Genomic DNA, 13,601 nt, shown 5'->3' with positions numbered 1-13,601 from the left:
GTGCCGGAGCGGTTGATGTTGATCGCCGGGTAGACGCGCTTTTCCGCGATGCGGCGATCGAGGTGGAGCTCCATGTTGCCGGTGCCCTTGAATTCCTCGTAGATCACCTCGTCCATCTTCGAGCCGGTGTCGACCAGCGCGGTGGCCAGGATGGTCAGGCTGCCACCCTCCTCGATGTTGCGCGCGGCACCGAAGAATCGCTTCGGTCGGTGCAGGGCGTTGGCGTCAACGCCACCGGTGAGCACCTTGCCCGATGATGGCACCACGGTGTTGTAGGCACGCGCCAGCCGAGTGATCGAGTCGAGCAGGATGACCACGTCACGCTTGTGCTCGACCAGCCGCTTGGCCTTCTCGATCACCATCTCGGCGACCTGCACATGGCGCGGGGCCGGCTCGTCGAAGGTCGAGGCGACAACCTCGCCGCGCACGGTGCGCTGCATCTCGGTGACTTCCTCGGGCCGCTCGTCGATGAGCAGCACGATCAGGTCGCACTCGGGGTGGTTGTGGGTGATGCTCTGCGCGATGTTCTGCAGGAGCATCGTCTTGCCGGCCTTCGGCGGGGCGACGATCAGGCCGCGCTGGCCCTTGCCGATCGGCGAGACGATGTCGATGATCCGCGCGGTGAGATCCTCGGTCGACCCGTTGCCACGCTCCATGCGCATGCGCTTCTCGGCGTGCAGCGGGGTGAGGTTTTCGAACAGGATCTTGGTCTTGGACGCTTCGGGTTTCTCGAAGTTGATCTTCTCGATCTTGAGTAGCGCGAAGTAGCGTTCGTTGTCCTTGGGCGGGCGGATCGTGCCGGTTATGGTGTCGCCGGTCTGCAGGTTGAAGCGGCGGATCTGCGAGGGCGAGACGTAGATGTCGGCCGGCCCGGCGAGATAGGAGCCGTCGGCGCTGCGCAGGAAGCCGAATCCGTCCGATAGGATCTCGAGCACGCCGTCGCCGTGAATCGATTCACCGGTCTTGGCGTGCGCCTTGAGCAGGGCGAAGATCACGTCCTGCTTGCGGGTTCTGGCGAGGTTCTCCAGCCCCATGGACTGGGCCAGATCCATGAGTTCCGGAACGGGCTTGCTCTTGAGTTCGGTCAGGTTCATTCGGATGGATTCGTCGTGGGGACCGCGGCGGGCCACAGATTGGTGATCAACGGGGTGTTCGAGGATGCTGGACGAATGGTCGCTGAGGTGCGACCGGACGACAGAAGGGACTCGTCGTCAACTGAGTTGGCGGGAGTGTGGCATATAACCGGCTGCGTGCCAAATAAAAGCACACCGGCAGTCGACGGGGCATCGCCGATCGTGTCCCCGTCGGCCGCGAACGCTCGTTCGTCCGATCAGAGGGCCGAGTCGATGAAATCGGTCAGCTGGGACTTGGAAACGGCCCCTACCTTGGTGCCCTCGACCTTGCCGTTCTTGAAGATCATCAGGGTCGGGATGCCGCGGATGCCGTTCTGGCGCGGCGTTTCCGGGTTCTCGTCGATGTTGACCTTGGCCACCTTGATCTTGCCGGCGTAATCGTCGGCCACCTCGTCGAGGATCGGCGCGATCATCTTGCAGGGACCGCACCACTCGGCCCAGAAGTCCACCAGAACCGGGGTGTCGCTGTTGATGACCTGGGCTTCGAAATCCGCGTCGGACACGTAAACAATGTTATCGCTCACGGCATGGCTCCTGAATTAGAGAATGATGTTGGACCATTGTTAATCCCTTAACGCCGCTTTTCAAGCGAACGGGGCAGAACAGGCCCAGGCCGGCGCGGTGCTACCCTGACAGCCTGTCAGCCCGAGTATGGACCGGGTACTTTCCCGGCGCAACAGATGGTGTGTTCGAACGATGGCCTCACTTACCGAGCTTCGCTATGTGGTCGCCGTGGCCAAGGAGCGGCATTTCGGCCGGGCCGCGGCGCGGTGCTTCGTCAGCCAGCCCACGCTGAGCGTCGGCGTAAAGCGGCTGGAGGAGTCGCTCGGCGTGCAGATCTTCGAGCGCGCCAGTCGATCGGAGGTGCAGGTCACCCCGGAGGGTCGGGAGATCATCGAGCAGGCCGAACGGGTGCTCGCGGAAATGGAGCGGCTGGAAGCGCTGGCCTTCACGCGCCGCGATCCGCTCGGAGCACCGCTTCGGGTCGGCCTGATCCACACGGTCGGCCCCTATCTGCTGCCGCGACTGATCGGTCGGCTCCACGAGCTCGCGCCGAAGATGCCGATCGAGATCAGCGAAGGGTTGACCGCTGACCTGGTCGACCGGCTGGATCACGGGGAGCTGGACGTGGTGGCGCTCTCCTTGCCCTTCGAGGCCCCTTCGATCAATGTGGAAGCGGTCTACCGCGAGCCGTTCACGGTCGCCGTGCCGGTCGACCATCCGTTGGCCGGGCAGGAGGCAATCGAGCCGGAGCAGCTGGCCGAGCATGATCTCCTGTTGCTCGGTGAGGGTCACTGCTTCCGCGATCAGGTGCTGGGGGTCTGCCCTCAGTGCGCCGACGGCCGGGCACTGGGGCGGTTGCAGCGCACGCTCGAGGGCGGATCGCTGGAGACGATGCGCATGATGGTGGCAACCGGGGCGGGCATCACGGTGCTGCCCTGTGCCTCCACCTGGTCGCACGACGACGGTGCGCAGGCGTTGATCCGCTACCTGCCGTTCGCCCGGGACGTGCCCACGCGCGACATCGCGCTAGCCTGGCGCAAGCGCTTCTCCCGCCCGCAGGCGGTGGAGGTGCTGGCGCAATCGATTCGGGAGACCCTGCCGACCTGCTGCGAGCCGCTTGGCGGCGAGGACGGAGCAGAGGCGATCAGTCGAGGATGATGACCTCTTCGGCCTGTGGGCCCTTGCGGCCCTGGCCGATCTGGTATTCCACTTTCTGGCCCTCGTTCAGGCGCGAGGTGTTGCCGTCGCTGATGGCGCGGAAGTGGACGAACAGGTCTTCACCGTTCTCGCGGATGATGAAGCCGAAGCCCTTGTCGACATTGAACCACTTGACGGTGCCGGTCTCTCGCACCGGTTCATGCTCGACCGCGACTTCCTTGGGGCGCAGGCCGGGCTTGGCCGGTCGGGTAGTCAGGCGGCCGGCGAGCAGGGCAATGACGAGGATGACGGCGGCCGAGGCGAGAAACTGCAGCAGCCGCTGGTCGAGATAGTCGTAGATCTGGCCGATGGCCAGAGCGCCGATGATGGCGAGTCCGAGGGTAACGAGAAAGGCGGTGAGTCGGGATTCCTGCCAGGTTTTCATTGGGTGGGTTATTCCGTTTTCAGCTGTGTGTTTTTCTTGGTACATGCGGCCGGCGCCCCGGGGCCCGGTGGCGGCGGACGCGCCGTTGCCACCGGGCGTGAGATCATGACGGGGCGGGCGACTGGTATTCTGTCACAATTGTGCCCCGCATGGCGCGCCCGTCGGCCGGTGGCGGCGAATGGCAGACGAGAATCGGTAAGGAGAAAACGACCATGTCGGCAAACAACGGCTGGGTCTACGAGACAGTCGAGGAAATGGGCGCGCGGTTCGGCATCCGCGTGACAGAAAAGCTGCTCGACGAGCAGACGCCCTACCAGCACCTCGAGGTCTGGCGAACCGAGCACTGGGGCAACCTGATGCTGCTCGATGGCGTGATCATGCTTTCCTCGCTGGAGAACTTCGTCTACCACGAAATGATGTCGCACCCGGCCCTGCAGACCCACGCCGCACCGCGTAACGTGGTCATCATCGGCGGCGGAGATTGCGGCACGCTCACCGAAGTACTCCGGCACCGGGAAGTCGAGTCGGTGGTCCAGATCGACATCGACCAGGCGGTCACTCGCGCCGCCGAGCGCTTCTTCCCCGAGCTGATCGCGCGCAACGACGACCCGCGTGTGGACTTGCGCTTCGAGGATGGGGTGGCCTGGATGCGCAACGCCCCGGCGGAAAGCGCCGACGTCATCATCGTCGACTCGACCGACCCCATCGGCCCCGGCACCGGCCTGTTCGGCCCCGACTTTCTCGCCGACTGCCACCGAGTGCTGCGCGCTGACGGGATCATGGTGGGCCAGAGCGAGTCGCCGTTCTACCACATGCCGCTTATGGTCGATTACCACCGCGCGATGAAGGATGCCGGCTTCGCCGAGCGCCGCTCGCTGCTGTTCCCGCAGCCGGTCTACCCGGGAGGGTCGATCACCGGCACGCTGGCGCGCAAGTCCGGTCGACTCGACGAGATCCGACCGCTGGCCGACGAGATCGAGACGCGCTACTACAGCGCCGCCCTGCACCGCGGGCTGCTCGACACGCCGGGCTTCATGCGCGAGGCTCTGGACGCCGTCTGATCGGCGGCCCTGATACCCTCACCACTTGAAACCGCCGGCCCGGAACCCAACGCGGGGCCCGGGCCCAGCACCATTGTTGTTTCCGCATGTCCGAACCCGTTACCGATCGCCCCGACCTGATCATCGTCCGGCCCGCCCCGGAGATGCAGCTCAAGTCGTCGCCGACCCGCCGGCGCTTCCGCAACATCCTCATGCGCAACATTCGCGCCGCATTGGACGGCATTCCGCATGAACTGACCGTCGACCAGGGCCGACTGCTGCTGCAGACCGACGAGATCGAGGCCGCGGGGAAGGCTCTGGAGCAGGTCTTCGGCGTCGCCTCGTTCTCGCCGGTGGACGTGGTGGTGCACGAGCCGGATGTGGCCTCGCTGCGAGAGGCGGCCCGGGCGCACTTCACGGAGGTCGTGCGCGGGCGGACCTACGCGGTGCGCTGCAAGCGCCATGGTGGGCCTGGGTTGTCGCAGCGCGAGGTCGAGCGCCAGGTGGGTTCCGTGCTGGACGGGCCGGGACGCGTGGATCTCGGTGATCCGGAAATCGAGGTGCGCATCGACCTGACCGAGCAAGGAGCCTGGCTGTTCGGCCGCCGATTTTCCGGACCGGGCGGGATGCCCCTGGGCGTGCAGGACCGTGCCGTGAACCTGATGTCCGGGGGCTTCGACTCGGCGGTGGCCGCCTGGTACACGATGCGCCGGGGTGTTGGCGTCGACTACGTGTTCTGCAATCTCGGCGGGGCCACCCACGAGAACATGGTGCTCAATGTCGCCCACCGGTTGGCCAGCCAGTGGGCGCACGGCGATCGGCCGCGCCTGTTCGTGGTCGATTTCCTGCCGGTGGTGGCCGACATGCGCCAGCGGCTGCCCGGCGAGGTGTGGCAGGTGGTGTTGAAGCGGCTGATGTACCGGGCCGCGGAGGTGATCGCCCGGGAGCGAAAGTCGCAGGCGCTGGTCACCGGCGAGGCGCTTTCGCAGGTTTCCTCGCAGACGCTCTCCAATCTCAATAGCATCGATTCGGCCAGTGACCTGCCCGTGCTCCGTCCGTTGATCGGTTTCGACAAGTCCGAGATCCTGTCGCTGGCCCGACGGATCGGCACCTACGATCTCTGCGAGGGTGTGCCGGAGTTCTGTGCGCTGTCGAACAGCAAGCCGCTGGTCTCCAGCCGCCGCGGGCGCATCGAGGCCGAGGAGGCCAAACTCGACGGCGGTCTGCTCGAGCGGGCCGTCCTCGAGGCCCGCGAGATCGACCTCCTCGACATGGACCGCGCCGCGCTGGCGGAGCCGGACGTCCTTATCGACACGATCCCGGCGGATGCCGAGGTGATCGATTGCCAGCCCCCGCGCCGCTACCGGGACTGGCACCTGCCTGGTGCGGTCAACATGCCGCCCGACGAGCTCGCGCGGTGCTTTCGCGACTTTCCCGCCGACCGCCATTACGTGCTCTACTGTCTGCGCGGGGCGAACGCCCCGGTGCTCGCCGAACGCATGCAGCGGGCCGGTTTCAACGCCCATGCCCTGCGAGGTGGCGTGGGACGCTTGCGCCGGGCATGGGAACGAAGGGTGTCGTGATACCTCTTCCGCTGCCAATCACCCGAGAAGCCCGCTTGGCTGGGTCAGCCCCTTGGCGGCTCCGCAGAGATCCCGCCGACGCATGCAGGGACGCCTTGGGACAAGCAAGGAAAGGAGCTTGAACGCTTCGCACTGAGCGTGTCTAACGTCGCTCCGTGCCGAAGGCGTGCGGAAGGGTCAGCTACCCTCTGACGGGAGGTTTCCGTTCACGCGACCTTTTGGTCAACGTCGACAGCCCCGCCGGCGAGGGGTAACTGCTGGATTTGACAGCGGTTTCCGTTATACTGCCGCGTTCCCCGGAGCGGCCGTCCGCGAACATTTCGGACCGGGGTGATCAGCCGCGTTGGCGGCAGGAGGTTCCCATGCGTTATCCAGATCGATTCTCCGTGATCGTCATCGGCGGCGGCCATGCCGGCACCGAGGCGGCGCTGGCCTCCGCGCGCATGGGCGTGGCCACCTTGCTGGTCACCCACAATATCGAGACCCTCGGCCAGATGAGCTGCAACCCGGCCATCGGCGGGATCGGCAAGGGCCACCTGGTCAAGGAGATCGACGCGCTCGGCGGCGCGATGGCGCATGCCGCCGATCTCGGTGGCATCCAGTTCCGCACGCTCAACGCCCGCAAAGGCCCGGCCGTGCGCGCGACTCGTGCCCAGGCCGACCGGGTGCGCTACAAGGCCGCCATCCGACACATGCTGGAGAACCAGCCCAACCTGACGATCTTCCAGGAGGCGGTCGACGACCTGACCCTCGATGGCGATCGCGTCACGGGCGTGCGCACCGCCGGCGGCATCGAGTTTCTCGGCCAGAAGGTGGTGCTGACCGCGGGCACCTTCCTCGCCGGGCAGATTCACGTCGGCCTGGAGCGTTCCGAGGGCGGCCGGGCCGGTGACCCACCGGCGAAAAGGCTGGCCGAGACCCTGCGTGCGCTCGACCTCGGAGTGGAGCGCCTGAAGACCGGCACGCCCCCGCGGCTGGATGCCCGCTCGCTGGACTTCTCGGTGATGCAGGGGCAGCCGGGCGATTCGCCCACGCCGGTGTTCTCCTTTCTCGGCTCGCGCGAGGAGCACCCGCAGCAGGTCGAGTGCTTCATTACGCATACCAACGAGCGCACGCACGAGATCATCCGCGGCGGGCTGGACCGCTCGCCGATGTTCACCGGGGAAATCGAGGGTGTCGGCCCGCGCTACTGCCCGTCGATCGAGGACAAGATCCACCGTTTCGCCGATAAGTCTTCCCATCAGATTTTCGTCGAGCCCGAGGGGCTGGACACCCACGAGGTCTACCCCAACGGCATCTCCACCAGCCTGCCCTTCGATATCCAGCTCGAGCTGGTGCGCTCGATCCGCGGCTTCGAGAACGCCCACATCACCCGCCCGGGTTACGCCATCGAGTACGACTTTTTCGATCCGCGCGGGCTCAAACCGACGCTGGAGACCCGCGCGATCGATGGCCTGTACTTCGCCGGCCAGATCAACGGCACCACCGGCTACGAGGAGGCCGGCGCCCAGGGGTTGATGGCAGGCGCCAATGCCGCGGCCGCCGTGCTGGACCACGAGCCGCTCACCCTGCGTCGCGACCAGGCGTATCTCGGCGTGCTGGTCGACGATCTGACCACGCAGGGCACGCTCGAGCCCTACCGCATGTTCACCAGCCGGGCCGAATACCGCCTGATGCTTCGGGAGGACAACGCCGACCAGCGCCTGACGCCGATCGGCCGCGAGCTGGGCCTGGTCGACGAGCGCCGCTGGCGGGCGTTCAACGAGAAGATGGACGCAATCGAGGCCGAACGAACCCGGCTGGGAGAAATCTGGGTCCACCCGGGTCATCCGGCCGCCGAGAAGCTCGCCGGTTCGGTCTCGCGCAACGTCACCGCACTCGACCTGCTGCGTCGCCCGGAGCTGGACTACGCGGCCGTCGCCGCGGTCGAGGAGCTGGCACCAGGCACCATGCCGTCCCCGGCGGTGATCGAGCAGCTGGAGATCGAGGCCAAGTACGCCGGCTACATCGACCGGCAGCGCGACGAGGTGGCCCGCTCGCTGAAGCTCGAGCAGGAGCGCATCCCCGAGGAACTCGACTACGCCAACATTCCGGGGCTGTCCAACGAGGTGCGCGACAAGCTCGCCGCCCAGCGGCCGGCGACCGTCGGCCAGGCCGCTCGCATTCCCGGGGTCACGCCCGCGGCCGTCTCCCTGCTGCTGGTGCATCTCAAGCGCCACGGTCACCTGGCCCGCTCGGCGTAGTGCGGCGCATGGCTGACGCGCTCGAAGGGGAACGACGGGCTCGCCTGGAGCGGCGGCTGGCCGACGGCATCGACCGGCTCGGCATCGCCCTGCCTGACGGGGCCGAAGAGCGATTGATCGACTATCTCGAGCTGCTCGCCCGCTGGAATCGTGCCTACAACCTCACTGCCGTGCGCGATCCGGAGGCGATGGTCACCCGCCACCTGCTCGACTCGCTCGCAGTGCTCTCCTACCTGCCCGCCTGCCCCCGGCTGCTCGACATTGGCAGTGGTCCGGGCATACCGGGTATGATTCTGGCGATATGTCGCCCCGACAGTGAGGTCACCTTGGTCGACTCCAATCTCAAGATGACGCGCTTCGCCGCCGCGGCCCAGCGGGCTCTCGGGCTGCCCAACGTCGAGGTGCGCCGCGAGCGCATCGAGCGCCTGCAGCCTGGCGACGGCTACGCCTGCATCATCTCGCGGGCGTTCGCCTCGCTGGCGGACTTCGTCCGGCTGGCCGCCCCGCTGCTTGCCGATCACGGCCGACTGTTCGCGATGAAGGGGCGGCTGGACCCGGACGAACTGGCTGCCGTGCCCGACGAGTTCGAGACCGTCGGCCGTCATGTCCTTGACGTGCCCGGCCTGGATGCCGAACGTCACCTGCTGGAGCTGCGGCGGGTGGTGAGCCCATGAGCTGGGTGCTGGCCATCACCAACCAGAAGGGCGGCGTCGGCAAGACCACGACCGCGGTCAACCTGGCTGCCGCGCTGCAATCCTTCGGTCGGCGCGTGCTGCTGGTCGACATGGACCCGCAGGGCAATGCCACCGTCAGCTCGGGTTTCGCGAAGAATGCCGTGTCTCGTCACGTCGGGCAGATCCTGCTCGACGAACTGCCGGCCAGCGAAGTGATCCTGGAGACCGATCCCGGCGGCTACGATCTGCTGCCGGCGACCATCGACCTGGCCGGGGCGGAGTTCCAACTGGTCACCCGGATCGGCCGGGAGACCAAGCTTCGCCAGGCACTCGCCCCGATGACGGCCGACTACGACTTCGTCCTGATCGACTGCCCGCCGGCGCTGAACACGCTTACCATCAACAGCCTGGCCGCGGCCGACGACGTCCTCATCCCGGTCCAGTGCGAGTACTTTGCGCTCGAGGGGCTTTCCGCCCTGCTCGACACCATCGAGCAGGTGCGCCTGGCGCTCAATCCGGACCTCGGCGTCGCCGGGGTGCTGCGCACGCTGTATGATTCCCGAAACCGGCTGGCCCAGGACGTCAGCGACCAGTTGCGCAGCCACTTCGGCGACCGGGTGTTCGACGCGCTGGTGCCGCGCAACGTGCGGCTGGCCGAGGCACCGAGCCACGGTCTGCCGGCAATGTTCTACGACAAGACTTCGACCGGGGCCGAGGCCCACGCGGACGTGGCCCGGGAGCTGGTCAAGCGGGCGCGCAAGCGGGGGCGTCTGGGCCGACCGGCCGCGTTGCGCCAGTAGGGTAGCCATGCGGTTGCCGGCATCCACGGAATCGAGTTTGGGGGCCTGTTGAATGAGCACGAAACGCAAGGGACTGGGCCGTGGGCTCGACGCGCTGCTGGGCACCGCCGATCGCCCCGAGGAAGCGGGAGCGCAACTGCGCGAGATCGCCGTCGACCTGATCAACCCCAATCCGTTCCAGCCACGGACGCATTTCGACGAGGCCGCCTTGACCGAACTGGCCGATTCGATCCGTGCCCAAGGCGTGATCCAGCCGGTGGTGGTCCGCCGTCGTTCGGGTGAATACGAACTGATCGCCGGGGAGCGCCGCTGGCGCGCGGCGCAAAAGGCGGGTTTGTCGCGCATTCCCGCAGTGATCCGCGAGATCGACGACAACCAGGCTGCCGCGATGGCGCTGATCGAGAACCTGCAGCGGGAAGACCTCGATGCCATCGAGCAGGCCAAGGCCATGCAGCGCCTGGTGCAGGAATTCAACCTGACCCATCAGCAGGTCGCCGACATACTCGGCATCTCCCGCCCGGCGGTCAGCAATGCGTTGCGCCTGCTCGACCTGGCCGCCCCCGTGCAGAAACTGCTTCGCGAGCGGACCATCGAGGCCGGGCACGCTCGCAGCCTGGCCGCCCTGCCGAAGAAGGAGCAGGTGTCGCTGGCCGAGCGAGTGGTCAAGCGCACCCTCACGGTCCGGCAGGTCGAGTCCATGGTCAGTCGGTACCTGCACAGCCGCACCGAGCCCAATGCGTCGGAAGGCGATCCGGACACGCGCGCGCTCGAGCGACGACTGGCCGATGCCCTCGGGCTGGCGGTCTCCGTTCATGCCAACCGGCAGGGCCGCGGGCGCGTGACGCTGGCCTTCGAAAGCCTCGACCAGCTCGACGGGCTGATCGGCCGCTTGGAGGGCCCGGGGGAATGAGGATCGTTAGGTCCGGAAGGCATAAAGTGTTGTCGTCCGGTGCCCGACTCGCTACACTGGCCGCCAATTTTTGGGCCCCGCAATGTCTGATCCGCACAAGAAGTCGTCAAACGACATGCACGGCAGCTACTGGCAGTCGCGCTTCAAGGGGCTACTGCACGTCGGCGCGGGCAACCGCCTCGCCGCCAGTGTCATTGCGGGGCTGCTGATCGGCTTCGGCCTGGATCGGTGGCTGGATACGGCGCCCGTGTTCATGTTGATCATCGGGGCGCTCGGCTTTATCGGCGGGATCAGGAACGCCCGCAACAGTCTGCTGGCGGGAGACCGCGGCGAAGACCGCAAGGATTCGGATCGCTCATGAGTCGCATGGCGGAGGCAATCGACCGCCGGGGGCGTCTCGTGGTGCTGGTGCAGCTGGCCGCGCTCGTGCTGCTCGGGGGCGCGTCGCTGATCCACTCATTGCACGCGGCGGCCTCGGCCGTCGCGGGTGTGCTCGTGGCGATGGTTCTCGCCTGGATGCTGCGTCGAAGCATGGCTCGCGCCACCGAGCTGGCGGTGGAGGCTCCGCAGCGGAGCATGAACACGATGTATCTCGGGGCAGCGATGCGGTTCGTGTCGCTGCTCGCCCTGATGGCGGTCGGCCTGGGCGTGTTGGGTCTGGATGCGCGCTTCATGGTGGGGGCGTTCGTCGTCGCCATGATCGCCGGTGCCCTCGCGGCCCGCGGTCGGGACTCGGGTCGACCGACCACAGAGAACGAAAACTGATTTTCAAGTCTTGAGGAGTGTGCAAGTGGCTACGGAGAATGCGGGCGGCGGCCCGGTTGAATATATCCAGCATCACCTGACCAATCTCTCCGTCGGCGAGGGATTCTGGCAGCTGAACATCGACACGCTGTTCTTCAGTGCCCTGCTCGGGGCCCTGATCGTGATCGTCGCGATGCGCATCGGCCGCGGCCTGCGTGCGGAGACTCCCAACGGGATGCAGAACTTCGCCGAGGCCGTGCTCGAGTTCGTCGATGACCAGATCAAGGACACGTTCAACAGCCGGGCGCCCAAGATCCTCGGGCCGATGGCGCTGACTATCCTGTTGTGGATCTGGCTCATGAACTTCATGGACCTGATCCCGGTCGACCTGCTGCCGGCCATCGCCTCCGGCCTGGGCGTCGAGTACCTGAAGGTCGTGCCGACCACCGACCTGAACACCACGCTGGCCATGGCGATCTTCGTGTTCGCCCTGACGGTCTACTACAGCATCAAGGTCAAGGGGCTGGGCGGTTACATCAAGATGTTCCTGTTCCATCCCTTCGGCAAGTTCCTGATCCCGGTCAACATCATCATGACCGCGATCGACGAGCTGGCCAAGCCGATCAGCCTCGCCCTGCGTCTGTTCGGCAACATGTTCGCCGGTGAGCTGGTATTCCTGCTGATCGCCCTGCTGACGCTGGGTGCAAGCATCGGTGCCAGCCTGCTCATCTGGTTCCCGCTGCAGGTCGTGCTGGACATGGCGTGGATCGCCTTCCACATCCTGATCATCACGCTGCAGGCCTTCATCTTCATGGTGCTCACGATCGTCTACATCGGCATGGCCCATACCGACGATCACTGATGCATCGGACAAGTTTCCTTTGACCCTTTGTTTTTCTTGATTAGGAGAAGACGCTATGACCCCTGATATGCTCGCCACGATCTACGCTTACACTGCTGTTGGCGTTGGTGTGATCCTCGCTGCCGCCGGTCTGGGTTCGGCCATCGGCTGGGGCCTGATCTGTTCCAAGACCCTCGAGGGCATCGCTCGTCAGCCGGAAATGCGTCCGCAGCTGATGACCAACATGTTCATCTTCGCCGGTCTGATGGAATCCTTCCCGTTCATCATCCTCGCGTTCGCCATGTGGTTCCTGTTCGCCAACCCGTTCGTCGGCGCCCTGACCTCCGCGATCGGCGCTCTCTAAATCGCGTCCTTCGTGACAACGATCTGGCTTTCGCGGCGGGCTGTCCCGCCGCGTCATGCTGACCGGAAACCCAATCCGTATATACGCGAGGGGACATTGTGAGTATTTCGATCACACTGGTTGCTCAGCTGATCGCCTTCGTGCTGATGATCTGGCTGGTCAACAAATATCTGTGGGCGCCGCTTTCTGCCCTGATGGAAGCGCGTCGCAAGAAGATTGCTGACGGCCTGTCCGCTTCCGAGCGCGGCAAGCACGAGCTGAAACTGGCCCAGGAGCGCTCGAGCGAGCTGCTGCGCGAGGCCAAGGACAAGGCGAACGACATCATCGCCCAGGCGAACTCCCGTTCGAACCAGATCCTGGAAGAGGCGCGTAACAACGCCAAGACCGAGGCCGAGCGCATCGTCGCCCAGGCCAACGCCGAGATCGACCGCGAGGTCAATCGCGCCAAGGAAGAGCTCCGTGCCCAGGTTGCCGACGTGGCCGCTACCGGCGCCGAGCGCATTCTCAAGCGCGAGGTGACGGACAAGGACCATGAATCCGCGATCTCAGATCTGATCGCTCGGATCTAACGAAAGCGGAGGCCTCATGTCTGACCACACCACAGTCGCCATCTCGTACGCGAAGGCAGTGCACGACCTCTGCGCGGACAACGCGCAGGCCAAGCACTGGTCCGAGACGCTTGCCGGGCTGTCTGCCGTTGCGCAGAACGCCGACATGGTCGCGTTTCTGGGCGACGAGGCGCGCTCCCGTAACGACCGGCTCGCCGGCTTCGTCAAGGTGGTCGAGGACGCCGTCGACGAGAAGGCGCTCAACCTCGTGCGTCTGCTCGGTGAACGCGATCGCCTCGACCTGCTGCCCGAGATCGCCGCGGAGTTCGAGAAGCTTCGTGCCGAAGCGGAGCGGCGCGTCGTGGCCTCGGTCGTCTCGGCCAAGCCCCTGACCGACGAGCAGTCGAACCAAATCAAAACAGCGCTCGGCAAGCGACTCGATCGCACCGTAGAGCTCGAAATTACCGTCGATGAGGACCTTGTCGGCGGCGCGATCATCCGCGCCGGTGACCTGGTCATCGACGGTTCGATGCGCGGAGAGCTCGAGCATCTTGCCGTACAAATGAGTCGCTAAGGAGATCTTCCATGATCAACCCGTCTGAAATCAGCAGTCTGATTAAAGAGCGCATCGAAAA

The 13,601-nt window shown here is 65.8% G+C and carries 16 protein-coding genes; 13 read left to right on the top strand and 3 right to left on the bottom strand.

Translation table 11 applies throughout. The features are described 5' to 3' along the window. A partial coding sequence (rho, locus tag ACESL5_RS08280; RefSeq protein ID WP_372592310.1) for a transcription termination factor Rho occupies positions 1-1,094 on the bottom strand: 1,094 nt, incomplete at its 3' end. Positions 1,095-1,330: 236 nt separating this feature from the next. Continuing rightward, the gene (gene trxA, locus ACESL5_RS08275; RefSeq protein WP_372592309.1) at positions 1,331-1,657 is read right to left on the bottom strand and encodes a thioredoxin TrxA; all 327 of its coding nucleotides are present in this window, start codon (positions 1,655-1,657) and stop codon (positions 1,331-1,333) included. A 172-nt stretch (positions 1,658-1,829) separates the two neighbouring features. Between trxA and ACESL5_RS08270 the strand changes: the two genes are divergently transcribed. Beyond that, positions 1,830-2,795, top strand: a complete 966-nt coding sequence (locus tag ACESL5_RS08270) for a hydrogen peroxide-inducible genes activator (RefSeq protein ID WP_372592308.1) — start codon at positions 1,830-1,832, stop codon at positions 2,793-2,795. On the opposite strand, the gene ACESL5_RS08265 is transcribed toward ACESL5_RS08270, so the two are convergent. Further along, on the bottom strand, positions 2,782-2,988 hold the full coding sequence (locus ACESL5_RS08265; RefSeq protein WP_372592311.1) for a cold-shock protein: 207 nt from the start codon (positions 2,986-2,988) through the stop codon (positions 2,782-2,784). The genes ACESL5_RS08270 and ACESL5_RS08265 overlap by 14 nt on opposite strands. Before the next feature lie 443 nt (positions 2,989-3,431). Between ACESL5_RS08265 and speE the strand changes: the two genes are divergently transcribed. The 12 genes from speE to ACESL5_RS08205 all read left to right on the top strand — a co-directional run bounded on the left by speE (position 3,432) and on the right by ACESL5_RS08205 (position 13,540). Beyond that, on the top strand, positions 3,432-4,280 hold the full coding sequence (gene speE / locus ACESL5_RS08260; RefSeq protein ID WP_372592307.1) for a polyamine aminopropyltransferase: 849 nt from the start codon (positions 3,432-3,434) through the stop codon (positions 4,278-4,280). An 86-nt stretch (positions 4,281-4,366) separates the two neighbouring features. Then, positions 4,367-5,842: a tRNA uracil 4-sulfurtransferase ThiI gene (thiI, locus tag ACESL5_RS08255; RefSeq protein WP_372592306.1), complete on the top strand. Its 1,476-nt coding sequence runs from the start codon at positions 4,367-4,369 to the stop codon at positions 5,840-5,842. 362 nt (positions 5,843-6,204) lie between these two features. Further along, complete coding sequence (mnmG, locus tag ACESL5_RS08250; RefSeq protein ID WP_372592305.1) at positions 6,205-8,085, top strand: tRNA uridine-5-carboxymethylaminomethyl(34) synthesis enzyme MnmG; 1,881 nt, start codon at positions 6,205-6,207, stop codon at positions 8,083-8,085. A gap of 8 nt (positions 8,086-8,093) precedes the next feature. Continuing rightward, positions 8,094-8,759, top strand: a complete 666-nt coding sequence (rsmG, locus tag ACESL5_RS08245) for a 16S rRNA (guanine(527)-N(7))-methyltransferase RsmG (protein ID WP_372592304.1) — start codon at positions 8,094-8,096, stop codon at positions 8,757-8,759. After that, positions 8,756-9,559: a ParA family protein gene (locus ACESL5_RS08240; RefSeq protein WP_372592303.1), complete on the top strand. Its 804-nt coding sequence runs from the start codon at positions 8,756-8,758 to the stop codon at positions 9,557-9,559. The genes rsmG and ACESL5_RS08240 overlap by 4 nt, the downstream gene beginning before the upstream one ends. Positions 9,560-9,611: 52 nt before the next feature. Continuing rightward, positions 9,612-10,469, top strand: a complete 858-nt coding sequence (locus ACESL5_RS08235) for a ParB/RepB/Spo0J family partition protein (RefSeq protein ID WP_372592302.1) — start codon at positions 9,612-9,614, stop codon at positions 10,467-10,469. Positions 10,470-10,584: 115 nt separating this feature from the next. After that, positions 10,585-10,830, top strand: a complete 246-nt coding sequence (locus tag ACESL5_RS08230; RefSeq protein WP_372592301.1) for an AtpZ/AtpI family protein — start codon at positions 10,585-10,587, stop codon at positions 10,828-10,830. Next, the gene (locus ACESL5_RS08225) at positions 10,827-11,234 is read left to right on the top strand and encodes an ATP synthase subunit I (RefSeq protein WP_372592300.1); all 408 of its coding nucleotides are present in this window, start codon (positions 10,827-10,829) and stop codon (positions 11,232-11,234) included. Before ACESL5_RS08230 ends, ACESL5_RS08225 begins: the two co-directional genes overlap by 4 nt. A 25-nt stretch (positions 11,235-11,259) precedes the next feature. Continuing rightward, complete coding sequence (atpB, locus tag ACESL5_RS08220; RefSeq protein WP_372592299.1) at positions 11,260-12,075, top strand: F0F1 ATP synthase subunit A; 816 nt, start codon at positions 11,260-11,262, stop codon at positions 12,073-12,075. A gap of 55 nt (positions 12,076-12,130) precedes the next feature. Beyond that, complete coding sequence (gene atpE, locus ACESL5_RS08215) at positions 12,131-12,418, top strand: F0F1 ATP synthase subunit C (RefSeq protein ID WP_058574883.1); 288 nt, start codon at positions 12,131-12,133, stop codon at positions 12,416-12,418. A 98-nt stretch (positions 12,419-12,516) separates the two neighbouring features. Then, positions 12,517-12,987: a F0F1 ATP synthase subunit B gene (locus ACESL5_RS08210; protein WP_372592298.1), complete on the top strand. Its 471-nt coding sequence runs from the start codon at positions 12,517-12,519 to the stop codon at positions 12,985-12,987. A gap of 16 nt (positions 12,988-13,003) precedes the next feature. Continuing rightward, entirely contained in the window at positions 13,004-13,540 is a 537-nt protein-coding gene (locus ACESL5_RS08205) for a F0F1 ATP synthase subunit delta (protein WP_372592297.1), read from the top strand. Positions 13,541-13,601 lie beyond the last annotated feature (61 nt).

Origin of the sequence: Guyparkeria sp., from assembly GCF_041687595.1 — a bacterium.
GTDB lineage: Bacteria > Pseudomonadota > Gammaproteobacteria > Halothiobacillales > Halothiobacillaceae > Guyparkeria.
The sequence above is the reverse complement of the archived record's forward strand: the minus strand, read 5'-3'. Positions and strand labels throughout refer to the sequence as shown.

Excerpts from the sequence above, each read along its gene's own strand:
- ACESL5_RS08270 (WP_372592308.1), top strand. The coding sequence starts at position 1,830 with ATGGCCTCACTTACCGAGCTTCGCTATGTGGTCGCCGTGGCCAAGGAG.
- speE (WP_372592307.1), top strand. The coding sequence starts at position 3,432 with ATGTCGGCAAACAACGGCTGGGTCTACGAGACAGTCGAGGAAATGGGC.
- thiI (WP_372592306.1), top strand. The coding sequence starts at position 4,367 with ATGTCCGAACCCGTTACCGATCGCCCCGACCTGATCATCGTCCGGCCC.
- mnmG (WP_372592305.1), top strand. The coding sequence starts at position 6,205 with ATGCGTTATCCAGATCGATTCTCCGTGATCGTCATCGGCGGCGGCCAT.
- rsmG (WP_372592304.1), top strand. The coding sequence starts at position 8,094 with ATGGCTGACGCGCTCGAAGGGGAACGACGGGCTCGCCTGGAGCGGCGG.
- ACESL5_RS08240 (WP_372592303.1), top strand. The coding sequence starts at position 8,756 with ATGAGCTGGGTGCTGGCCATCACCAACCAGAAGGGCGGCGTCGGCAAG.
- ACESL5_RS08235 (WP_372592302.1), top strand. The coding sequence starts at position 9,612 with ATGAGCACGAAACGCAAGGGACTGGGCCGTGGGCTCGACGCGCTGCTG.
- ACESL5_RS08230 (WP_372592301.1), top strand. The coding sequence starts at position 10,585 with ATGCACGGCAGCTACTGGCAGTCGCGCTTCAAGGGGCTACTGCACGTC.
- ACESL5_RS08225 (WP_372592300.1), top strand. The coding sequence starts at position 10,827 with ATGAGTCGCATGGCGGAGGCAATCGACCGCCGGGGGCGTCTCGTGGTG.
- atpE (WP_058574883.1), top strand. The coding sequence starts at position 12,131 with ATGACCCCTGATATGCTCGCCACGATCTACGCTTACACTGCTGTTGGC.
- ACESL5_RS08205 (WP_372592297.1), top strand. The coding sequence starts at position 13,004 with ATGTCTGACCACACCACAGTCGCCATCTCGTACGCGAAGGCAGTGCAC.